The sequence below is a fragment of the Paraburkholderia sp. BL6665CI2N2 genome (assembly GCF_004366535.1).
Lineage (GTDB): Bacteria > Pseudomonadota > Gammaproteobacteria > Burkholderiales > Burkholderiaceae > Paraburkholderia.
The window spans coordinates 7,900,786-7,920,827 of the sequence record NZ_SORC01000001.1 but is presented as its reverse complement, the minus strand read 5'-3'; the positions used below and the strand labels follow the sequence as shown (position 1 = coordinate 7,920,827).

Below are 20,042 nucleotides of genomic sequence, written 5' to 3'. Positions count from 1 at the left end.
GGCGTGCACGAGTTGAGCATTGCGAACAGCGTCGTCGAGATTTGCGCGGAACAGGCGCACGGCGCGCGCGTGCGGCGCGTGACGCTGGAGATCGGGCAACTGTCGGCGGTGATGCCGGAGGCGATCCGGTTCTGCTTCGACGTGTGCGCGAAGGATACGTCGGTGGAAGGCGCGGCGCTCGAGATCGTCGTGATGCCGGGCGAGGCGCGCTGTCTCACGTGCGGTGCGACGGTCGCGCTCGACGTGCCGTACGGGCAGTGCGCCTGCGGGAGCGAGAGTCTCGAACTGATTTCCGGTCAGCAGTTGAAGATCCGGCAGATGGAGGTGGTGTGATGTGTACGACATGCGGATGTTCGAATACGCAGAGCGCGGCAGTGACCGATCTGGATGAGACGGTGGAGGGTGGTGCACAGGCGCGGCCGGAAAGCAGCAGCGCGGGTTCAGCTGCAAACGCTTATCGGCGAGTCGGCGAGCATCCGCATGCGGGTGTCGGTGGCCATTCGCATTCACATTCACACTCACACAGCCAACGCGATGATCACGAGCATGAGCATGGAGATGTCCCACACCATCATCACGAACATGAACACGAACACAGCACCTCGATCGACCTCGAACGCGACATCCTGGCAAAAAACCAGCTACTGGCCGAACGCAATCGCGGCTGGCTCGCCGGCCGTTCGATACTCGCGCTGAACCTGATGAGTTCGCCGGGCGCCGGCAAGACGACCTTACTCGAACGGACGATCCGCGATCTGGGTAACGCGTTCCCGCTGACGGTGATCGAAGGCGATCAGGCTACGCTCAATGACGCCGAGCGGATTCGCGCAACCGGCGCGCGAGTGGTGCAGATCAACACCGGCACTGGGTGCCATCTCGACGCGGAGATGGCGTCGAGGGCGCTGACACAACTCGACCCGCCGTTGCATTCGGTGGTGATGATCGAAAACGTCGGCAATCTGGTGTGCCCGGCGTTATTCGATCTCGGTGAAGCGGCCAAGGTTTTGATTCTTTCGGTGACCGAAGGCGAGGATAAGCCGATCAAGTATCCGCATATGTTCCGGGCGTGTTCGCTGCTGTTGCTGAACAAGATCGACTTGCTGCCGCATTTGCGCTTCGATGTAGAGCGCTGTGTCGCGTATGCGAAGCGTGTCAATCCGCAAATGGAGATTCTTCAGGTGTCGGCGCAGAGCGGGGAGGGAATGGATGGGTGGTATGGGTGGTTGCGGACGAGAGCAACCTCGATTCATGCGTAGAGTGAGGAGCGAGGCCACCGCATATACACGGTGAGCCACCGCTTCTGTGAGCCAGAGTCAGAATTTATGGCGCATGCCAATCCGCACCACCGCCTGCTTATCATCCGCCGAAGCAGTTGGCCCGTTGATCGCGGCAACCGCCTGTTTCATGCCGACCTACGGGCAAATTGGTCGGCCTGCGATTATCTGATCGACTGTTTCGTCGAAGCCGTCGTGTCGGCATCGGTTTTCCAGTTCGATACCGTTCGCGCCGATGTGCTCTGACTGCCACACACACCGCCACTGTGCGTGATCAATGCGATGCCACGCGTTTGATGCGATGGAAGTTGCGATCGAAGTAGATCAACCCGTCGCCATCGCTGCGCACGCTGATGCGTGTGGTCTTCACGAACATCACCGAGTGCGAGCCGACTTCCTTCAGGTCGACGATCTCGCCTTGCAGACTCGCCAATGCGTCGCGCAGGACCGGCACGCCGTGCGCGCCTTCATCCCAGATCGGCCAGCCGAAGCGTTCGTCCATCGGCACCTGGGTCATGCCCGCGAAGTGGCGTGCGAGCAGTTCGTGCTCGCCGGGCAGCACGTTGACGCAAACCTGCCGGTTGCTCTGGAAGGTGGCATGCATCGCGCTCGACCGGTTCAGGCAGACGAGCAGTGTGGGGGGCGTATCCGTGACGGAGCACACGGCGCTCGCGGTCACGCCGCAACGTCCGTGCGGGCCGGCTGTCGTGATGACGTTCACGGCGGCACTGAGGTGCGCCATGGCTTGACGGAATTGCTGTTTGACGTCGATGTGTGCTTCGGCGTCGGGCATCGCGTGTTGGGTCGGCGTCATCGTTTGGATTCCTCGGGCAGGTGTCGAGTGATTGGATTCAAGCGTACTCAATCGCCATGCAGAAAAAAATCCGCGCGAGCGGCAGGTGGGCGGGCGTGTTTCCTGGTGCATCTAAAGCTTTCCCCAATGTGTGGTTGAACACTGGACACATGCACCACGATTAATGAGTCTTTCAGGGTAACTATCGCTTTGCAGCGCTTTTCCCGCTGGTTATGATGAACCGGGTATTACGCTTCGAATCGCATCTACAACGACCACCATGTCCCAGTCCTCGCCATCCGCCACGCCCCTCGCACCGATCGTCTACATCGTCGATGACGACAGCGGCATGCGCACGTCGCTCGCGTGGCTGCTGGAATCAGTTGGCGTGAAGTCGGCGGGTTTCGCCAATGCGAGCGAGTTTCTCGGCGCATTCAATGCGGACGTGCCCGCCTGTCTCGTGCTCGACGTGCGCATGCCGGAGCAAAGCGGCTTCGATGTGCAAGCGGAATTGAATCGCCAGGGCGTCACGTTGCCGATTATTTTCGTGAGCGGCCACGGCGATATTCCGATGTCGGTGCGCGCGCTGCAAAATGGCGCGATCGATTTCGTCGAGAAACCGTATAACTCGCAGCAGATGCTCGACCGCGTGCAACGCGCATTGAAGCTCGCGGCGCTTCGTCATGCGGCCGGCCAGAAGCAGCGCGAGTTGCGCAAGCGGATCGAGTCGCTGACCGCGCGTGAAAAAGAAGTCTTGCGTGGCGTGATCGACGGCAAAGGTAGCAAACGCATTGCCAGCGATCTGTCGATCAGCGTGAAGACCGTCGACGTGCATCGCGCGAGCATCAAGGACAAGCTCGGCGCGGCGTCGATCGCGATGCTGGTGCGCGAGGTGATGGCGGTGTGGGATCAGGACGCGAACGTGGGTGCCATTCCGCGTTGATGCATGCATGCCGCTGTGGCGTTCGCGCGCAACCGCAACTGAATCAGCATCAGCATCAGCATCAGCATCAGCGCATGAAGAGTCCGCCGTTCACATCCCAGCACGCGCCGTTCGCGAAGTAGGCATGTTCCGCGGCGAGCATCACGGCGACATCGGCGACATAATCCGCGGAGCCCAGACGTCCCGCTGGAATGTTCGCGATCACCGCCTTCAGTTTGTCGGGCGCCACGCTTTCATGCACGATCGGCAGGTCCATCGGTCCGGGGGAAATGGCGTTGACGGTCACGCCCGCCGCGCCGAGATCGCGCGCGAAGACCTTGGTAAGCGTAATCACACCGCCTTTCGCGGCCGCATAGTGCGCGCCGGTTGCGGAGCCGCCGTTCTGTCCCGCGAGCGACGCGATATTGACGATACGGCCCGCGCCTACGTCGGCGAAATGCTGGCCGAACACCTGGCAGCCGAACAGCACGCTGCGCAAGTTGACGTTGATGACCTGATCGAATTGCTCGGCCGTTATATCCATCACGGAGACGACTTTGGAGGCCCCCGCGTTGTTTACCAACGCGTCGATACGCCCCCAGCGCTGCAGGATCGCGTCGCGCGCCGTAGTGAAGGCGGCTTTCGCGGTGACGTCGAGATTCAGCGCGAACGCAGTGGAACCGTCGGCGCTGAGATCGCGCGCGAGCGCTTGTGCGGCATCGAACGCGATATCGCCGATGGCGACCGCGTAACCCGCCGCATGAAAGCGCGTGGCGATCGCGGCGCCCAGACCGCGCGCGGCGCCGGTGACAAGAACGACTCTCTTCTGCATTGCATTCACTCCACTTCGAAATAACGGCCGCTGTTCGAGCCCGAGGCATCGCCCAAGCGAATCAAGCGGCGAGGGCGGCTTCGAAACGCGCCGCGATCGCGCACACCTGCTCGTCCTGGCCCTTGCGTCCGACGATCTGCAAACCTGCCTTGAGCGACGAGCCGCGGATCGGCAACGGCAAACTCAGCGCGGGATGGCCGCTCAGATTGAACGGCCGGATCAGCGACGACATGGCGATCACCGACGTGCCGCTGCGCGCCTGTTCAAGCGTGATCGGCAGCGCGGGAAGCGTGGGCAGAATCAGCACGTCGACATTGTCGAGCGCGTGGTCGACCGCCGCAGTGAAGTCGCGGCGCACCCGTTCCGCCGCGTCGAGTTGCGCGGCGGTGGTGTCGGCCGCGGCGCGCAGGCGCGCGTCGAGATCCGCGCCGAGTTTGCCGCTTGCCACCAGATGGCCGAACGCGCGCGAGGTCTCGACGTTGATCACGGCGACGCCCGCGTCGAAGGCGGCGGCGAGACCGGCAAGCGACAGCTTGTGCGCGACACAACCCGCCTTGTCGGCCGCGCGCGTCACGGCGTCGAGAATTTCGGCCGTGGCCTCCGCCTGCACGATGCCGACCTTGCACGCGCCTTGCCATGTGTGCGCGGCATTCGTATTGAAGTTAGCGGTGATGGTCTGCATCGCGGCAACGAGCGTGCGCATGTCGCGAGCAAACGGTCCGACACAATCGAGCGTGGATTCTCGCGGCGCCACGCCGAGCCGCGACACGCGCCCGAAGGTGGGCTTCAATCCGATCACGCCGCAGCATGCGGCGGGTCCGCGAATCGAGCCGCCGGTATCGGTGCCGAGTGCGGCGTCGGCGAGTTTCAGACCGACTGCCGCCGCCGATCCGCTCGACGATCCGCCTGGAATACGCGCAGCGTCCTGCGGATTCTGCGGCGTGCCGGTGTAGTCGTTGATACCGGTCATGCCGAACGCCAGCTCATGCATGTTCGCTTTGCCGATGATGTGCCAGCCGGAAGCGATCAAACGTTCGACGACTTCCGCATGCTGTTGCGCGGGCGGCGTATCGGCGAGCGCGCGGCTCGCGGCGGTGGTGGCGTAACCGGCGATATCGATCGTGTCCTTGATCGTGATGCTCGGACCGGTGCCGCCTAACGACAGCGTCTGGATAAACTCGTTCATGGGTGCGGTTTCCTTGCATTGACTTGCCACGGCGCGTCGAACAGGCGCTCCGTGCGAAAGTGCGTGATGAGCCAGTCGCGGCCGTTATCGGCAGGCGCGAAATCCACTTCGAGACGCGCCGAGATCAGTTCGGCCGGCGCATCGACATAGCCCGAGGCCTGCAGCATGATCCAGCGGCCTTTCGCGCTCGCCTCCTGAACGTCGATGCTTTCCGACGTGAGGAAGTGCACATTCACCGAGAAATGCGGCGAGGGCGGCAGGTAGCGTGTGAGCATCGCGAGAATTTCAGCGTGGCCCGTCAGGCGGCCGAACTTGCTCGCGTACTGTGGGCCGATTCCCTCCCAGATCGCGTCGGCGCAGAAGAGAGCCGCGAGCGTCTCGCCTTCGAGCACGCCGGACGGCACGTCGCATAGCGCCATATAGCGCGCCATGGTGCGGCGCACGGCCGATTCGGCTTCGAGCGCGGCAAGCCGTTCGGTCAACATGGCAAGCGTATCCTGGTTAGCGTTCATTGCAGTGCGCTCCGTTACGCTCAAGCGGCATTGGCGTGTTGCGGCGGCACTTGCAGCGCGCGTCCGACACGCGCTTCGATCTTGCCGTAGCGCCACAGATTGTATTCGCCCACCGGCGTGGTGCGATACAGATTGCACACGGCGACAGTCGTGTCGAAATCGCGCACGTCGGCCATGATGTAGAAGGTCCACGGCGAGTTGTCGGCATGGCCCACGGTGAGGCGGTCGTCGTCCATGATGCCGAGCACCTTGACGCCTTCCATCGACTCGATCGCGGCCAGCATCTTGCCGTAAGCCTGCCAGACTTCGCCGATCTGTTCGCGCGGCAGGTCGAAGAAATTCTGCGTGACGCCGCAGCAGAACAGAACACGTAGTGGCAGCGTTGACGTATCGGACATGAAATGTTGCTCCTTGCAATCCTGATTGTGCGGATAGTGATGGATCAGAAAATGGCTTACAGGTAGCCCGGAATCGGCGGCACGCCGACGAACACCGCACCGGCGCCGTCATAGTTGCCTTCGCCGAGAAACGCGTGCTGGGTCACGACCATCGAATCGCGCATCAGGCGTTGCAGCGGATGCGAGCGATAAATCGCCATCGTGCCGCCGAGCCGGTAAGCGCGTTGCACGACGTCGGCGCCTTCGCGGGCGATCTGCGTCGCCGCGAGACGCAGCAGGCTCACTTGATCCGCGGTGACGGGATTGCCGGCGAGGATCGATTGCCAGACCTGGTGAGTGGTGTCGTAGAAGAATGCGCGCGCCGAGCGCAATTGCGCCTCGGCTTTGGCGAGTTCGATGCGGTAGTACGCGCGGTCGGCGAGTTGCGGCGCGCCTGTGGTCGTCTTGCGGCCGCCGGCCATGTGGTTGGCGACGTCGAGCGCGGCGCGGGCGAGGCCGAGATTGACGACGGCGAGCACTTGCGCGGCGTAGGCGATGGTTGGGTAGCGATACAACGGCTCGTCCACGCACGGTTCGCCGCCACGCACGAAGGTCCAGTCGTCCGCGACGAACTGGTCGGCGACGCGCAGATCGTGACTGCCGGTGCCCTGCATGCCGACCACCTCCCAGTTCTCGACGATTTCCACCTGATGCGGACGGAACACGGCCGTGCGCGGCTTACCGCCCGCACCTGGAGCACCGACACCAATGCCCACGCCGAGCCAGTCCGCGCCTTTGCAGCCGCTCGCGAACTTCCACGTGCCGTTCACACGCCAGCCGCCGTCAGCGGGTTGTGCGGGCTGCACCGGGAAGAGGCCGCCCGCGAACACCTGATCGGGGCCGTCGGCATAGATTTCTGCTTGCGTATGCAACGGCAGCGCCGCCAGATAGACGTTGGCCGAGCCGAAGCTCGCGACCCACGCCGCCGAACCGTCCGCGATCGCGATGCGCTCGATCATGTCGAGAAACAGGGCAGGCGCCAGCGCGTCGCCGCCGAACCGCCGCGGCGTGGCCGCGCGATACACACCCGCACGCTTGAGCTTCGCGATCACGTCACGCGGCACATGCGAAAGGCGGTCGAATTCGTCGCGGCGCGCGGCGATCTCGGCGATTACTTCGTCGAGCGGCAGGCGGGTGGTATTCGGCGTGTTCGACGTATTCGACTGTTCGGCAGCAACGGCGGCGGTGGCGGACATGGTGGGGCTTCTCCTTGATTCGTTATTGACTGAAACGCATGACGTTGGGCCCGAAACGACGAGCCGCGCAGATTCAGACCAGTCTAGAAATGCAAAAAGAACGCTTCAATTGGGACGCGGGGCGCAGTTTTAGGTAATGCTCCGGGGTCGTCTAAAGAAATCTTCAGACGCGCACCACGCGCACTGGTGTTATGTTTCCGTCCATACGTAATCGAACCTGCGTGCCGTATTCCCCGATGAATTTCCCCGCCGAAGAAGACTTCCACCGCCTGCTCGACGCGCTCACGTTGTGCGTGCTGCTGCACGACGCAGACACCAAGGCGATCGTGTGGGCCAATCGCGCGGCCTGTGAGGCGCTTGGCTTCACGCTCGCCGAATTGCTGCCACTCAAGGCGAAGGACATGACGCGGCCGGTGCCGAAATACCGCCGCGAGATCGGCGTCGGCGCGATGGATCGTTCGATCACCGAAGGCCCGCAGGTCTACGAGTGGTGTTACCGCTCGCGCACCGGCGCCGACATGTTGTCCGAGGCGATCGCTACTTACTTGCCGCTGCGCGAGCGCGCGGTGGTGATGGTGCAGTTCCGCGACATCAGCGTTGAAGACACGCTCAAGCAAACGCTGCGCCGTTACGAATCGCGGCTGCGCGAATTCATGCAGGATCTCGGCGAAGGCGTCGCGGTGCTGACGCCCGCGGGCGAAGTGGAATTCGTCAGCGAATCCGGCCGCCGCGTGCTCGGCCTGGAAGAGGGCGCGCCGATGGGCGCCGTGCTCGACTATTGCAGCGAGCCGGACCGCGAGCGTCTGCTGGAACAGCTCGCGAACGCGCCGCGGATTCAGCCGTCGGCGCCGCAGCGTTATCGCATCACGCGGCGCGACGGCACGCCGCGCTGGCTGCGTATTACGTGCCGCCGTATCGAGATCGAAAACGACCTGAATGGAAGGCTGCTGCACTTTCGCGACGTGACGGACGAAGTCGCCGTGGAAGACGCGCGACGCAACGAAGCGCGTTTGCTCGAATATGCGGGACGTTACAACGCGATGGGGGAAATGGCGACCGCCATTGCTCATGAGCTGAGCCAGCCGCTTGCCGCCGTGCGCAACTTCATCGAAGGCTCGATCCGGCGGCTCGCGCAACCCGCTGCGATCGACGACGCCGTATGGGGTTTGCGCAGCGCCGATCGTCAGGCTGAGCATGCTGCATTGATCATCAAGAGTGTGCGCGATTACATCGTCAAGCGCGAGCCGAGCGAGACGCATGCGGATCTGCGCGAGGTGCTCGCGGACGTTGCCTACTTTATCGAGTTGCGCGCGCGCGAGGCGGGCGTGACGCTCACGATCGAGCAGGCGACGCAGCCGCTGCCCGTATACGTTGAGCGTGTATTGATCGGCCAGGTGGTATTGAATCTGGCCTTCAACGCGATTGAAGCGCTTGGAGAGGGGACAAACAAAAGCGCAATCCCGGAGAGCCGTGAGCTTCGCCTCGTCACGCACCTGCGCGGCAAATATGCGATTGCCCAGGTCATCGACAACGGCCCAGGCGTTCCCGCCGATGCTCACGGTCGTCTGTTCGACGGCTTCTCTTCGTCGAAAGCGGGCGGCAACGGCATTGGGCTTTCGCTGTGCAAGAACATCGTCACGCGACACGGCGGCGAGATCTGGGCAAAACCCGCTAGGCATGGCGGGCTCGAATGCAGCTTCTCGCTGCCGCTCGCCGCCGCGCCGGCCGGTTGAGTGCAACAGATCAATCATGCGTGGTGCTGGTGTTGCGCGGAATCGTCACGAGCGTGAGCGCGGTAATCACGCCGAAGCCGATCAGCATCAGCGCGACCGGCCACGGCGCGCGCACTTGCGCATACAGCGCGGTCGCCACGAGCGGCGCGAGTCCGCCGGAAAACACCGAAGCGATTTCGTGGCCGAGCGCCATGCCCGAGTAACGCACTTCAGTGGGGAATAGTTCGCCCATCAACGCGGGTTGTGTGCCGATCATCGCCGCATGGCAGAAGGGCAGGCCGAGCACGAGCGAGAGGAACACCAGCATCGGCTGATGCGTGTCGATCAGCCAGAAGGCGGGAAATGCGATCACCACCAGCCCGAGCGCTCCGATCATATACACGGGCCGCCGTCCGATTACATCCGATAGACGTCCCCACAATACGATCGTCACGAGTTCGAGCAGCATGGCGGCCATCACGCCGCCGAGCATCACTGAAACGGGCACGCCGATCGTCTTGCCGTACACCAGCACGAACGAAAGAAAGATATACGTTCCGCCGTTTTCGGCGACGCGCAGCCCCATCGCTTGCAACACCTGCTTCGGATGATTGCGCAGCACCGTCAGCACAGGCATGTGCTTCGGTTTGGCGGCGGTGAAGTCGCGGCTCTCCGGCAAGCGCCGGCGAATATACACGCCGACGCCGAAGATCAGCACGCTGGCCAGAAACGGCACACGCCAGCCCCACGACATGAAGCTTTCCACCGGCAAGCGCTGCACCAGATAAAACGCAGCCGCCGACAACACGAAGCCACCCGCCACACCCAACTGGCTGAACGCCGCATAGTAGCCGCGACGATTGGCCGGCGCGCTCTCGCTGATCAGCAGCACACCGCCGCCCCATTCGCCGCCTGACGCAATGCCCTGCACGACTCGCAAACACACGAGCGCGGCGGGCGCGAGAAAGCCGACTTGCGAGAATGTGGGCAACAGGCCGATGCCGAAGGTGGCCACGCCCATCATCATCAGCGTGATGACGAGCGCGCGCTTGCGGCCATGCCGGTCGCCGATATGGCCGAACACGATACCGCCCAGCGGCCGCGCGAGGAAACCGATCGCGAAGCCCGCGAAAGCGGCCAGCGTGCCGAGTAGCGGATCGCCGTGCAGCGGGAAGAACAATGGTCCGAAGATCAGCGCGGCGGCCGTGCCGTACAGAAAAAAGTCGTACCACTCGAGCGCATTGCCGAGCACCGAGGCGACAATGATCCGCCGCAAGGTTTGCGAGGTGGCCGGTGCCGTGGATACAGTTGGCGATCCGGCCGTGGGAGAAAGCGTGTCGTTTTGCATCTGCGTGCCCGTTGGTTCGCGTCGACTAAAAGGAAGAGCGCTAGCGCCCCAGTGATTTCGCGGTCTGCCCGCCAATGCCGAAATCGGTATTCGGAATGTCCTTGATCATCACGCGGGCGGCGTCGAGCGGCGTGTCGAGCACGTCCGCGCCGGTCAGGCTGAGCGCGGAGATCAGGGCTTCCTTCTGCGCGGGCGTGCGGCCCGCGATCAGGATCGCCACGATGGTCAGCAGCGGCGCCCGACCATTCGCGTTGCTCACGCCGCCCGAACCGAAATCGTGCGACGGCAGTTCACTCAGCAGAATCCGCACCGATTCGGCGGGCGCGCCGATGGCCTTCACGGTGGCCTGAGTGAGGCCCGCGATCAATTGCGCCTTGCGCGCGGGCCAGTGACCGTCCGGCAAATAAACTTCTAGTGTAGGCATGGCTGCGCTCGCGGTTTTTGAAGACCAGAAGACCAGAAGATCAGAGCAGAAAGCCGATCGCGCTCAACGCGTCGGTCGAATCGATCAGGCGGATCACCTTCTGCACAATGCGCGGCTCGCCGCTCGCGAAACCGATGCGATGCGTGAGGTCCGCCGCGAACAGCGTCGACTTGCCGCGTTTATACGCGACGATCACTTGCGCCGAATTCACCGTGACTTCGTCGCTGGCGTCGCTCGTGAGCGTGAAGCGCGACACGGTGCGAACGGTGCGGGCAGCGTCGGTGGCCGATGCCGAATAGCCGGACGTCATGCGTTGCACGCGTTTTTTCGCGCATGTCCTGATCGTCGTACGCGTAGTTCAGCGTGGCGGCGAAGTCGGTGGTGTCGTGCTCGATCGGCACCACGTAGAAGCCCGCCGGGTCCCACAGCGTGAGCCACTCGCGATAGTCCTTGCGGTCCAGCAACTCGGCTTCGCGCCAGATGAGTTCGATTGCGCCGGCAAAAGTCTTCTGCGAAAACAGCGTGTTCCTGTCGTCCATCATGCCTGCTCCATCATCGTGCGCCATTGCGCGTACGCTTCGCGCATGCCGGTTTCGTCGGTGGCGTGCGCGGTCTTTTCGCCGTTCGGCGCGGTGCTCTCGCGATTCAGGCCTCGGTTGACGAGAATCGGCAGATCGGGGCCGGCATGCGAGCCGCGTTGCACGCGCTCCCATGCTTCGGCGTCGTCCGGGCTGCCGAAACCGAACGGGCCCTGGAAGTGTTCGTGAATGCGCAGGCGCACGCGGTTCGCTTCTTCGGGGCCGCCGTCCATGGCGAGCGCGACGTGACGGATCTCGGTCTCGTTCGCGGAAATGGGCCGCAGTACGCGGAAAAAACGCCATCGACAGCGCGAGGTTCGGAAACAGATTCAGGTTGAAGCCGACGCCCATCAGCGAGCGCACGACGCGGCGCACTTCCTCCGGCGTGTGGTCCTTCGCGAGCGAGACGGCGAGTTCTTCGAAGCGCTCGGGAATCGGCGCGCCGTCGTCCTTGTCGAGATCGACGATTTCCGGCACCAGCACGGCGAGGCTGTGGCCGTTGCCGAGCGAGCGGCAAAAGGCCTGGTCGCTCGTCATGAAACTGGTGATCGCGGCGGCGGTTTCGTCGTCGATCGATTTCATCCACGATTTGTGGACCACGGGGAAGTGATACAGGTCGGTGGTGTTCTCGAGCTGGATCTTCCAGTTGCCGTTAAAGCGGAAGCGGTGTTCGCCGTTGGCCTTGATCGGATAGCCGGCGCCTTGCTTCATGAACAGATCGATCCACGGCCTGGCGCCGCCGAGGAAATCTTCCAGCGGCTCGATCTCCTGATTGAAGCTCGCGAAGATCAGGCCTTGATAGATGCCCACGCGCAGACTGGCGAGCGGCAGTTCGGTCTTGTCGATCTCGCCTTCGTAACCGTCGCCGTACGGCAGCGCGCGCAAGGCACCGTCGAGGCCGTAGGTCCAGCTGTGATACGGGCACGTGAAGCCTTTCGCGTTGCCCTTGTGCTGTTCGCAGACGGTCGCGCCGCGATGACGGCAACGGTTCTGCAAGACGTTGACCGCGCCGCTCTTGTCGCGCACCACGATCACCGGCTGGCGACCGATCGTGGTGGTGCGGAAGTCGCCCGGATTCGGCAGCTCGCTTTCGTGCGCGACCCAGATCCACGTCTTGTAGAAAATGCGCTCGAGTTCCGCTTCGAAGACAGCCGGGTCGTAGTACAGCGAAGGGGCCACGCGGTCGGACTGCGCGCGCTGATACAACGCGCTCGTATCGACGGTCTGATATGAGGATTCGCTCATGGCTCGTGTAGGTGGGGTGGTCGATGAAGGCAAGTTTCGTCGACTGCTTGATATGCGTCAAATTGATCTAAAATGAAATAGAAAATCAACCACATGGATATCTTGATGAACTCGCTGGATCACGTCGACCTCAATTTGCTGCGCGTTTTTCAGGCGATCGTCGAAGAGCGCAGCCTGACTCGGGCGGGCGAGCGGCTGGCGCTGTCGCAGCCTGCCATCAGCTATTCGCTGGGGCGTTTGCGCACGCTGTTCGACGATCCGCTCTTCATCCGCACGCGCGCCGGCATGCAGCCCACACCGATCGCGCTGGAGTTGTCGACCATCGTGTCCCGCGCGCTCGACACTGTGCGCGAAGCGCTGCGTTACGCGGAGCATTTCGACCCGGCGGTGAGCACGCGCACGTTCCGGCTGTCACTGTCGGACGCGGGCGAACTGGCCTATCTGCCGCCGATCTGCGAGGCGTTGCACCGGCAAGCGCCGCGTGTGAGGCTGCGTATCGAGCCGCTGCCGGTCGAGGAAATGGAAGATGCACTGCGCGCGAGCCGGCTCGATTTCGCCATCGGCAATCTGCCCATGCTGACCGCGCGCACGCGGCATCAGGCGCTGTTCGAAGAGACGTACGTATGTATGACGAGGAAGCGGCGCGGCTTGCCGCGCACGAAGGAACTGAGCCTGAAAGCTTTTCTGGATGCGTCGCACGTGCAGATCACGTCGGTCGAGCACAGCCACCACGCGCTCGACGACGAATTCCGCACGCAAGGCGTCGGCCGTCATATCGCGCTGGAACTACCGCATTTCGTGGCCTTGCCGAGCGTATTGGCCGTGACCGATCTGTTCGCTACGCTGCCGCGCCGCCTCGCGCACATTTTCAATCGCGACGGCGCCTTTCAGATCTATGATTTGCCCGTGACCTTGCCGATCGCGGCGGTCACGATGCATTGGCACGAGCATTTCGATCAGGACGAGGGCAACGTGTGGCTGCGCAACCTGATGGCGGATATCGTCAGGCGCTTCGACGAGAAGTGACAAGGCCAGGCTCTCAGTACTTCAGACTTTTTTGAACAGGTCTCGCGCGATCGAACACAGCAACGTGGTGGTCGGCGATTCGTCCTGCAAGCGGCGGCTCATGATGATCGGCGACGCGACGTTGGCCGCCGGAATCGGCCGGTACACCACACCGTGCGCGCGCAAACCTTCCACGCTTTCCGGCACGAGACACACGCCCACTTGCGCCGCCACCAGGCCCAACGCGGTCTGCAATTCGCGCACTTCATGAATCGCCTTCGGCTCCAACGCATGATCGTGCAAGGCCGATAGCTGCTGATCGGCGTAGCTCGGCCGCGGCGTGCTCGGATAGACGATCAAGGTTTCCTGTGCCAGCGCCGCCAGCGTCAACGGCTTCTTCTGCCGGGCGAGCGGATGGTCTTGCGGTAATGCGGCAATCATTCTTTCCTCCAGAAGCACCTCGCGCGCGAGTTGCGCGTCGTCGAAACGCAGGCGGCCGAAGCCCACGTCGATGCGCCCGCCCTTGAGCGCCCCGAGTTGTTCGATGGTGAACATTTCGATCAGCGACAGCTCGATATGCGGCGCGGCCTCGCGAAACGCGCGGATCACGGCGGGGAGCGCGCCATACAACGTCGACGGCACGAAGCCGATCACCACGCGCTCGGCCAGCTGCGCAAGACGGCGCGTGAGCGGCGCGAGTTCGTCCGCTTCGTCGACGAGGCGCTTGGCTTGCGCATAGAAAATCCGCCCGGCTTCGGTCAGCCGCAGCGGTCGCGAGCCGCGCTCGAACAGCGCCAGGCCGACGCTTTCCTCGATCTGCTGGATCTGGCGGCTGAGCGGCGGCTGGGTCATATGCAGGCGTTGGGCGGCCCGCGTGATGTTCATTTCTTCGGCGACCGCGATGAAATAGCGGAGTTGGCGAAGTTCCATGCATACCCCTACGGTATGGAAGTAGTCGGAATCGGTGTTGGACTGCTTCGCGGGTTGTTTCTACTATTGGGGCTCCCGGTTCAGCAGTTCAGGAGGGCAACGAATGATAGCAACACCCGTGAAGATCGAGAGCGTGGAGACGATTCTCGTCGACGTACCGACGATCCGTCCGCACCGTCTCTCGGTCGCAACGATGAACTGCCAGACGCTGGTGCTGGTGCGCATCCGTTGCGCCGACGGGTTGGTCGGCGTGGGCGAGGGCACCACGATCGGCGGCCTCGCGTACGGCGAGGAAAGCCCGGAAAGTATCAAGGTCAATATCGACACCTATTTCGCGCCATTGCTCAAAGGCATGGACGCGACGCGTCCAGGCGCCGCGATGGCGAAACTGCGCGAGCTGTTTCAGGGCAACCGCTTTGCGAAGTCCGCGCTGGAAACGGCGTTGTTCGATGCGCAGGCGCAGCGGCTCGGCGTGCCGCTGTCGGAACTGTTCGGCGGCCGGGTGCGCGATTCCGTGGACGTGGCGTGGACGCTCGCGAGCGGCGACACGCAACGCGATATCGACGAAGCCGAGCAGGTGTACGAGACGAAGCGCCATCGCGTATTCAAGCTGAAGATCGGCACGCGCGCCGTGGCCGAGGACGTGGCGCATGTCGTCGCGATCCAGAAAGCGGTGGAAGGACGCGGCGAAGTGCGCGTCGACGTGAACCAGGCGTGGAGTGAATCCGACGCGATCTGGGCCGCGCGGCGTTTTGCCGATGCGGGCGTGACGCTGATCGAGCAACCCATCGCGGCGGAGAATCGCGCGGGCCTCAAGCGCCTGACCGACCTCTCTCTCGTGCCGGTCATGGCCGACGAGGCGCTGCACGGTCCCGCCGATGCGTTCGCCGTTGCCAGCGCGCGCGCCGCCGATGTGTTCGCCGTGAAAATCGCACAATCGGGCGGCCTCGTGGGCGCCGCGCACGTGGCGGCCATTGCGTCGGCCGCGAACATCGATCTGTACGGCGGCACGATGCTCGAAGGCGCGGTGGGCACGATCGCTTCCGCGCAACTCTTCAGCACCTTTGGCGAGTTGAAGTGGGGCACGGAACTGTTCGGCCCCTTGCTGCTGACCGAGGAGATTCTCACCGAACCGCTGTGCTACGAGAATTTCGCGCTGCATCTGCCGCAAGGTCCGGGTCTTGGCATCACGCTCGATTGGGACAAGATCGACCACCTGCGGCGCGATACGCGCAAAGGCGCCAGCGTTAGCAGGAACTGAAGCATTGAAGCACTGAAGGCTCATCCGTTAGCCATCCAGAACATCAATCGAAGGAGATACCCCATGAACAAGCAAGCTATCGACGCGCTTCTCAATAAGATCAACGACAGCGCCACCAGCGAAGGCAATCCGCGCACCAGGCAGATCGTCAACCGGATCGTGCAGGATCTGTTCTATACGATCGAAGACCTCGACGTGCAGCCGGCCGAATTCTGGACCGCGTTGAATTATCTCGGCGACGCCGGCAAGAGCGGCGAACTCGGTTTGCTGGCCGCAGGTCTGGGTTTCGAGCATTTTCTTGATCTGCGTCTGGATGAAGCGGAGGCGAAGGCCGGCATCGAAGGCGGCACGCCGCGCACGATCGAAGGCCCGTTGTACGTGGCCGGTGCGCCGGTCTCTGACGGACACGCGCGACTGGACGACGGCACCGATCCGGGCCAGACGCTGATCATGCGCGGCCGCGTGCTCGGCGAAGACGGCAAGCCGCTCGCTCATGCGCTCGTCGAAGTGTGGCACGCGAACCATGTGGGCAACTACTCGTACTTCGACAAATCGCAACCGGCCTTCAATCTGCGCCGTTCGATCCGTACCGACGCCGAAGGCAAATACAGCTTCCGCAGCGTCGTGCCGGTCGGCTATAGCGTGCCGCCGCAAGGGCAAACCCAACTGCTGCTCGATCAACTCGGCCGGCATGGGCATCGTCCGGCGCATATTCACTTCTTCGTGTCCGCGCCGGGGTTCCGCAAGCTGACCACGCAGATCAACATCGACGGCGATCCGTATCTGTGGGACGACTTCGCCTTCGCCACGCGCGACGGCCTCGTGCCGGCGGTCAAGCAGGCTGAGGGCGCCGAAGGCAAACCGTATGGCGTGGACGGCAATTTCGCGCTGATCGATTTCGACTTCACGCTGTTCAAGGAGCGCGACAACCTGCCGGACGCCGAAGTGGAGCGCTTGCGCGCTGAAGCCTGATGCCGTTTTTGCAGCGCTGAAGCAGGGCGTTTGAGAGAAAGGGCCCGCACGTATCGCACGAATCTGTCGGCCCTGGTTGCGCGGCGCGATTGGCCGGGCCGCCAGGGCTTTTAAGTTACCGATCAGAGAGGAGAGCAAGCATGCTGTTTCACGTTGAGATGACCGTCCACCTTCCGGCCGATATGGATGCCGAACGCGCCGCGCGCCTGAAGGCCGATGAGAAAGCGATGTCGCAAAGGCTGCAACAGGAGGGCGTGTGGCGGCACCTGTGGCGCATTGCCGGCCGCTACGCGAATATCAGCGTGTTCGACGTGCAGAGCCCCGCGCATCTGCACGACGTGCTGAGCCAGTTGCCGCTGTTTCCGTATATGGATGTCGAAGTGCGCGCCCTGTGCCGGCATGCGTCGTCGATTCGCGACGACGACCGGTAATAGAAGGCGTTTGAGAAAGGTGCTGTCAATGCAGCACCTTGTTGATGCTTTAAAGATCCAGCACCAGCACAGGCGACGTAGCGCGTGAAATGCAGCAGCAGATCACCTTGCCGCTCGCGCGCTCCGCTTTGCTCAGGCAATGGTCGCGATGCTCGGGCGTGCCGCTGACCACGTCGACCATGCACGTGCCGCACACCCCTTCGCCGCACGACGTATCCACCTCGATGCCGATCGACGCCAGTGCCGCGACAATGGTGGTGTCCTTGTCCACCCGCACGGTCGCGCCGCTGCTCGCGATCTGCACGTCGAAGGTATCGAGCGCGGCCGATTCGGCGTTCGTGATCGATGGCGGCTCAGCAGCGAAGCGTTCGAGATGGATCGCTTCAGAGGCAAGGCGCGATTCGCCGATCGCCACCACGCGTTCCATGAAAGGTGCCGGCCCGCAGGTATAAACGTGCGTGCCTTCGCGCGCATCCGCGAGACAATCGCCGAGCACCGCATCGAGTTGCTCGCGAGCGACGCCGAAGTGCAGCTTCACATAATCACTGAACGGCGCGCGTGAGAGCAGCGGCAAAAACGCCGCGTGTTCCGCGCTGCGCGCGAAATAGTGCAACACGAAGCGCTGTTGTTGTTTGAGCAGACGGTACGCCATGCTCAGCAGCGGTGTCACACCGATCCCCGCGGCGATCAGCACATGTTCCTCGGCGCCCGGCGCGAGCTGGAACAGATTGCGCGGCGCGCCGATGGTCAATTCGCTGCCGACCGCGACGTCCTCATGCAGCGAACGCGAGCCGCCGCGTGACGTGTCTTCGCGCTTCACGGCGAACAGGTGCGCGTCCCGCTGGTCCGGGTCGCCGCACAATGAATATTGCCGCGTGACGCCCGATGGTCCGGTCACGTCGATGTGCGCGCCGGGTTCGTAGTGATCGAACGGTTGCCCGTCCAGTCGCGACACGCTGAACGAGCGCACGCCATGCGCTTCGTCGCGGACGCTATCGACACGCACGTTGAAGGTGGTTCTTTCCATGATCTTGCCGGCAAAAAGTGGCGGACGGCGCATGCATCGAACTGCATGCGGTTGTGCGTCAAGGATAAGAAACCGCGCTAAATCAGGCAAATCGATTAAAAATGGTCGGTTAGATAAACCGGACTGATAATAGTGCGACGCGTGCATTCCAAACGGAACAAACGGAACATTCAGATTCCGGCCAGATGCCGCACCAGCGCCTTTTCCGGCCGCGCCATTTCGTTCAGGTCGCGCATGCAGATCAGCAACTGGCGCGCGGCCCAGCTATCGGTCAGCTCGATCGTACGGATGCCGGGCGTGCCGCGATAGCGCTTCGCCGCGGTAGCCGGCACGATACCGAGGCCGGCGCCTTGTTCGACCATGCAGCAGATGGCGTCGAAGGTCCGCACGTGGGTGCGGAAGCTGAGCGGCTGGCCGGCCAGCAGCGCGCGCTCGCCGAGGTAGGCCTGCAATGCGCTGTCCGCGCTCAGTCCGATGAATTCCCGCTCCGCCACTTCCGCCAGCGTCGTGCGGCGCAGTGCGGCAAGCGGATCGTCGCGGCTCGCTATCAGCACGAGTTTGTCGATGGCGAAGGGGAAGGTCTGCAGCGCGCCGTGATCGACCGCATCGGAAATGATGCCGATTTCAGCCGCGCCGGTCAGCACCGCCTTGACCGTTTCGCTGCTTTGACGCTCCTTCAGATCGATCTGCACGTTGGGATGATCGCGCAGAAACAGGCCGATCGCGGAGGGCAGGAACTCGGTGATGGCCGCCGTGTTGGTCCACAGCCTGATGCACGCTTTGCGGCCTTCCTGATGCTCGCCCAGTTCACCCTGCATGCGTTCAATCTGCCCGAGCACGAGCCGCGCGTGATGCGCGAGCGTGTCCCCGGTCGGCGTGGATTCGACACCGCGGCGGCCGCGTTCGAGCAGCGGCATGCCCAGCGTGTCTTCCATGCCGCGTAGCCGCGCGCTTGCCGATGGCAGCGACATGTTCGCGCGCGCGGCGCCGTGGGTGATGCTGCCGGTTTCGAGGATGAGCAGAAACAGGCGGAGGTCGATGAGGTCGAAGCGCATGGAAGACGGATCGTTATGTGGATGCGGTGGGATTCAGTCAGGGTCACAGCCTTAGCCCCAGCCTAAGTCACGCTAAGTATCTTACGCATTGTGGCCGGCCTTGCGGCGATTGAAAATTGCCGGCATCACTTCAATAACAAACTTCCAATGATCTCTTCGTTTGCGATGCGTGCGGGCGTGGTCGCCGCGACTTTCGTGGTCGCCGGCTTCGTCAAGGGAGTGACCGGCATGGGACTGCCGACCGTCGCCATGGGCGTGCTCGGCACGCTGATGCTGCCGGCGCAGGCCGCCGCGATGCTGCTGTTGCCGTCGTTCGTGACGAATGTCTGGCAACTGTTCGCGGGGCCGAGCGTGCGGGCGCTGCTCCAACGCTTGTGGCCGATGCTGCTCGGCATCGTCGCCGGCACGGTCGCGGCCGCGTCGTTCATCGCGGGCGGGGGCGGCGAATGGGCGGTGGTCGGACTCGGCGCCGCGTTGACGCTCTACGCCGCGGCCGGTTTGCTGGCGTGGCGCGTGTCAGTGCCGGCGCGGCACGAGCGCTGGTTGTCGCCGGCAATCGGCGCGGTGACGGGCCTCGTCACCGGCGGCACTGGTGTGTTCGTCGTGCCGGCAGTACCGTATCTGCAAGGGCTGGCGTTGAAGAAAGAGGATCTGGTGCAGGCGCTCGGCTTGTCGTTCACGGTGTCGACCATCGCGCTGGCGATCGGCCTCACCAGAGAGCACGCGTTTGCCGCCGGCGATCTGGGCGAGTCGCTATTCGCCGTGGTGCCGGCGCTGTTCGGCATGTGGATCGGACAGCGCGTGCGCGGACGCATCGGCGCGGACACGTTCAGACGCTGGTTCTTTATCTGTCTGCTCGGGCTGGGTATTCAATTGATGGCACGAGCATTCGTTTAATCAGG

Annotated in this window: 21 protein-coding genes and 2 pseudogenes; 10 read left to right on the top strand and 13 right to left on the bottom strand. The window is 63.3% G+C overall.

Features of this window, described 5'->3' with window-relative positions:
• Positions 1-3 precede the first annotated feature (3 nt).
• The 3 genes from hypA to B0G81_RS44190 all read left to right on the top strand — a co-directional run bounded on the left by hypA (position 4) and on the right by B0G81_RS44190 (position 1,520).
• Positions 4-333: a hydrogenase maturation nickel metallochaperone HypA gene (gene hypA, locus B0G81_RS35555; protein WP_116117079.1), complete on the top strand. Its 330-nt coding sequence runs from the start codon at positions 4-6 to the stop codon at positions 331-333.
• Positions 333-1,256, top strand: a complete 924-nt coding sequence (hypB, locus tag B0G81_RS35550) for a hydrogenase nickel incorporation protein HypB (RefSeq protein WP_134142131.1) — start codon at positions 333-335, stop codon at positions 1,254-1,256. The genes hypA and hypB overlap by 1 nt, the downstream gene beginning before the upstream one ends.
• A gap of 66 nt (positions 1,257-1,322) precedes the next feature.
• Positions 1,323-1,520: a hypothetical protein gene (locus B0G81_RS44190; RefSeq protein WP_208328583.1), complete on the top strand. Its 198-nt coding sequence runs from the start codon at positions 1,323-1,325 to the stop codon at positions 1,518-1,520.
• A 28-nt stretch (positions 1,521-1,548) separates the two neighbouring features.
• Here B0G81_RS44190 and hpaC read toward each other — a convergent pair whose 3' ends face one another.
• A complete protein-coding gene (gene hpaC / locus B0G81_RS35540) occupies positions 1,549-2,088 on the bottom strand; it encodes a 4-hydroxyphenylacetate 3-monooxygenase, reductase component (protein WP_134142128.1) in 540 nt (179 codons plus the stop codon).
• A gap of 259 nt (positions 2,089-2,347) precedes the next feature.
• On the opposite strand from hpaC, the gene B0G81_RS35535 reads away from it, so the two are divergent.
• Positions 2,348-3,010: a response regulator gene (locus B0G81_RS35535; protein WP_134142126.1), complete on the top strand. Its 663-nt coding sequence runs from the start codon at positions 2,348-2,350 to the stop codon at positions 3,008-3,010.
• A gap of 67 nt (positions 3,011-3,077) precedes the next feature.
• Here the strand turns inward: B0G81_RS35535 and B0G81_RS35530 are convergent, their stop codons facing one another.
• The 5 genes from B0G81_RS35530 to B0G81_RS35510 form a co-directional block, all read right to left on the bottom strand.
• Positions 3,078-3,821, bottom strand: a complete 744-nt coding sequence (locus tag B0G81_RS35530; protein ID WP_134142123.1) for an SDR family oxidoreductase — start codon at positions 3,819-3,821, stop codon at positions 3,078-3,080.
• Positions 3,822-3,882: 61 nt separating this feature from the next.
• A complete protein-coding gene (locus tag B0G81_RS35525) occupies positions 3,883-5,007 on the bottom strand; it encodes an amidase (RefSeq protein ID WP_134142121.1) in 1,125 nt (374 codons plus the stop codon).
• Positions 5,004-5,519 (bottom strand): nuclear transport factor 2 family protein, encoded by a 516-nt coding sequence (locus B0G81_RS35520; RefSeq protein WP_134142119.1) that lies wholly within the window; start codon positions 5,517-5,519, stop codon positions 5,004-5,006. The genes B0G81_RS35525 and B0G81_RS35520 overlap by 4 nt, the downstream gene beginning before the upstream one ends.
• Before the next feature lie 20 nt (positions 5,520-5,539).
• The gene (locus B0G81_RS35515; RefSeq protein WP_106284362.1) at positions 5,540-5,917 is read right to left on the bottom strand and encodes a hypothetical protein; all 378 of its coding nucleotides are present in this window, start codon (positions 5,915-5,917) and stop codon (positions 5,540-5,542) included.
• Between the two features lie 56 nt (positions 5,918-5,973).
• On the bottom strand, positions 5,974-7,152 hold the full coding sequence (locus B0G81_RS35510; RefSeq protein ID WP_134142117.1) for an acyl-CoA dehydrogenase family protein: 1,179 nt from the start codon (positions 7,150-7,152) through the stop codon (positions 5,974-5,976).
• Between the two features lie 236 nt (positions 7,153-7,388).
• Between B0G81_RS35510 and B0G81_RS35505 the strand changes: the two genes are divergently transcribed.
• Entirely contained in the window at positions 7,389-8,885 is a 1,497-nt protein-coding gene (locus B0G81_RS35505; RefSeq protein ID WP_134142115.1) for an ATP-binding protein, read from the top strand.
• A 10-nt stretch (positions 8,886-8,895) separates the two neighbouring features.
• On the opposite strand, the gene B0G81_RS35500 is transcribed toward B0G81_RS35505, so the two are convergent.
• The 4 genes and pseudogenes from B0G81_RS35500 to B0G81_RS35485 form a co-directional block, all read right to left on the bottom strand.
• The gene (locus B0G81_RS35500) at positions 8,896-10,212 is read right to left on the bottom strand and encodes an MFS transporter (RefSeq protein WP_134142113.1); all 1,317 of its coding nucleotides are present in this window, start codon (positions 10,210-10,212) and stop codon (positions 8,896-8,898) included.
• A 40-nt stretch (positions 10,213-10,252) separates the two neighbouring features.
• On the bottom strand, positions 10,253-10,636 hold the full coding sequence (locus B0G81_RS35495) for a tautomerase family protein (RefSeq protein WP_134142111.1): 384 nt from the start codon (positions 10,634-10,636) through the stop codon (positions 10,253-10,255).
• A gap of 40 nt (positions 10,637-10,676) precedes the next feature.
• Positions 10,677-11,178: pseudogene (locus tag B0G81_RS35490) on the bottom strand (aromatic-ring-hydroxylating dioxygenase subunit beta).
• Positions 11,175-12,459 (bottom strand): annotated as a pseudogene (locus B0G81_RS35485) (aromatic ring-hydroxylating dioxygenase subunit alpha). The pseudogenes B0G81_RS35490 and B0G81_RS35485 overlap by 4 nt, the downstream one beginning before the upstream one ends.
• 105 nt (positions 12,460-12,564) lie before the next feature.
• Between B0G81_RS35485 and B0G81_RS35480 the strand changes: the two are divergent.
• Complete coding sequence (locus B0G81_RS35480; RefSeq protein ID WP_134142106.1) at positions 12,565-13,485, top strand: LysR family transcriptional regulator; 921 nt, start codon at positions 12,565-12,567, stop codon at positions 13,483-13,485.
• Between the two features lie 21 nt (positions 13,486-13,506).
• On the opposite strand, the gene B0G81_RS35475 is transcribed toward B0G81_RS35480, so the two are convergent.
• Complete coding sequence (locus B0G81_RS35475) at positions 13,507-14,394, bottom strand: LysR family transcriptional regulator (RefSeq protein WP_134142101.1); 888 nt, start codon at positions 14,392-14,394, stop codon at positions 13,507-13,509.
• Between the two features lie 103 nt (positions 14,395-14,497).
• On the opposite strand from B0G81_RS35475, the gene B0G81_RS35470 reads away from it, so the two are divergent.
• The 3 genes from B0G81_RS35470 to catC all read left to right on the top strand — a co-directional run bounded on the left by B0G81_RS35470 (position 14,498) and on the right by catC (position 17,058).
• Positions 14,498-15,655, top strand: a complete 1,158-nt coding sequence (locus B0G81_RS35470) for a muconate/chloromuconate family cycloisomerase (protein ID WP_134142095.1) — start codon at positions 14,498-14,500, stop codon at positions 15,653-15,655.
• Positions 15,656-15,718: 63 nt separating this feature from the next.
• The gene (catA, locus tag B0G81_RS35465; protein WP_134142089.1) at positions 15,719-16,627 is read left to right on the top strand and encodes a catechol 1,2-dioxygenase; all 909 of its coding nucleotides are present in this window, start codon (positions 15,719-15,721) and stop codon (positions 16,625-16,627) included.
• A 140-nt stretch (positions 16,628-16,767) separates the two neighbouring features.
• Complete coding sequence (gene catC, locus B0G81_RS35460) at positions 16,768-17,058, top strand: muconolactone Delta-isomerase (RefSeq protein ID WP_106284372.1); 291 nt, start codon at positions 16,768-16,770, stop codon at positions 17,056-17,058.
• Between the two features lie 49 nt (positions 17,059-17,107).
• On the opposite strand, the gene B0G81_RS35455 is transcribed toward catC, so the two are convergent.
• Both B0G81_RS35455 and B0G81_RS35450 read right to left on the bottom strand, forming a co-directional pair.
• On the bottom strand, positions 17,108-18,085 hold the full coding sequence (locus tag B0G81_RS35455; protein WP_134142085.1) for a PDR/VanB family oxidoreductase: 978 nt from the start codon (positions 18,083-18,085) through the stop codon (positions 17,108-17,110).
• 170 nt (positions 18,086-18,255) lie between these two features.
• Entirely contained in the window at positions 18,256-19,140 is an 885-nt protein-coding gene (locus B0G81_RS35450) for a LysR family transcriptional regulator (protein ID WP_134142081.1), read from the bottom strand.
• Between the two features lie 147 nt (positions 19,141-19,287).
• Between B0G81_RS35450 and B0G81_RS35445 the strand changes: the two genes are divergently transcribed.
• The gene (locus tag B0G81_RS35445) at positions 19,288-20,037 is read left to right on the top strand and encodes a sulfite exporter TauE/SafE family protein (RefSeq protein ID WP_243856703.1); all 750 of its coding nucleotides are present in this window, start codon (positions 19,288-19,290) and stop codon (positions 20,035-20,037) included.
• Positions 20,038-20,042: the final 5 nt, after the last annotated feature.

Coding starts and splice junctions, on each gene's coding strand:
- hypB (WP_134142131.1), top strand. CDS start 333: ATGTGTACGACATGCGGATGTTCGAATACGCAGAGCGCGGCAGTGACC.
- B0G81_RS35450 (WP_134142081.1), bottom strand. CDS start 19,140: ATGCGCTTCGACCTCATCGACCTCCGCCTGTTTCTGCTCATCCTCGAA.
- B0G81_RS35535 (WP_134142126.1), top strand. CDS start 2,348: ATGTCCCAGTCCTCGCCATCCGCCACGCCCCTCGCACCGATCGTCTAC.
- B0G81_RS35510 (WP_134142117.1), bottom strand. CDS start 7,152: ATGTCCGCCACCGCCGCCGTTGCTGCCGAACAGTCGAATACGTCGAAC.
- B0G81_RS35500 (WP_134142113.1), bottom strand. CDS start 10,212: ATGCAAAACGACACGCTTTCTCCCACGGCCGGATCGCCAACTGTATCC.
- B0G81_RS35445 (WP_243856703.1), top strand. CDS start 19,288: ATGATCTCTTCGTTTGCGATGCGTGCGGGCGTGGTCGCCGCGACTTTC.
- B0G81_RS35525 (WP_134142121.1), bottom strand. CDS start 5,007: ATGAACGAGTTTATCCAGACGCTGTCGTTAGGCGGCACCGGTCCGAGC.
- B0G81_RS35475 (WP_134142101.1), bottom strand. CDS start 14,394: ATGGAACTTCGCCAACTCCGCTATTTCATCGCGGTCGCCGAAGAAATG.
- B0G81_RS35515 (WP_106284362.1), bottom strand. CDS start 5,917: ATGTCCGATACGTCAACGCTGCCACTACGTGTTCTGTTCTGCTGCGGC.
- B0G81_RS44190 (WP_208328583.1), top strand. CDS start 1,323: ATGGCGCATGCCAATCCGCACCACCGCCTGCTTATCATCCGCCGAAGC.
- B0G81_RS35520 (WP_134142119.1), bottom strand. CDS start 5,519: ATGAACGCTAACCAGGATACGCTTGCCATGTTGACCGAACGGCTTGCC.
- B0G81_RS35530 (WP_134142123.1), bottom strand. CDS start 3,821: ATGCAGAAGAGAGTCGTTCTTGTCACCGGCGCCGCGCGCGGTCTGGGC.
- B0G81_RS35455 (WP_134142085.1), bottom strand. CDS start 18,085: ATGGAAAGAACCACCTTCAACGTGCGTGTCGATAGCGTCCGCGACGAA.
- B0G81_RS35495 (WP_134142111.1), bottom strand. CDS start 10,636: ATGCCTACACTAGAAGTTTATTTGCCGGACGGTCACTGGCCCGCGCGC.
- B0G81_RS35480 (WP_134142106.1), top strand. CDS start 12,565: ATGAACTCGCTGGATCACGTCGACCTCAATTTGCTGCGCGTTTTTCAG.
- hpaC (WP_134142128.1), bottom strand. CDS start 2,088: ATGACGCCGACCCAACACGCGATGCCCGACGCCGAAGCACACATCGAC.
- B0G81_RS35505 (WP_134142115.1), top strand. CDS start 7,389: ATGAATTTCCCCGCCGAAGAAGACTTCCACCGCCTGCTCGACGCGCTC.
- catA (WP_134142089.1), top strand. CDS start 15,719: ATGAACAAGCAAGCTATCGACGCGCTTCTCAATAAGATCAACGACAGC.
- catC (WP_106284372.1), top strand. CDS start 16,768: ATGCTGTTTCACGTTGAGATGACCGTCCACCTTCCGGCCGATATGGAT.
- B0G81_RS35470 (WP_134142095.1), top strand. CDS start 14,498: ATGATAGCAACACCCGTGAAGATCGAGAGCGTGGAGACGATTCTCGTC.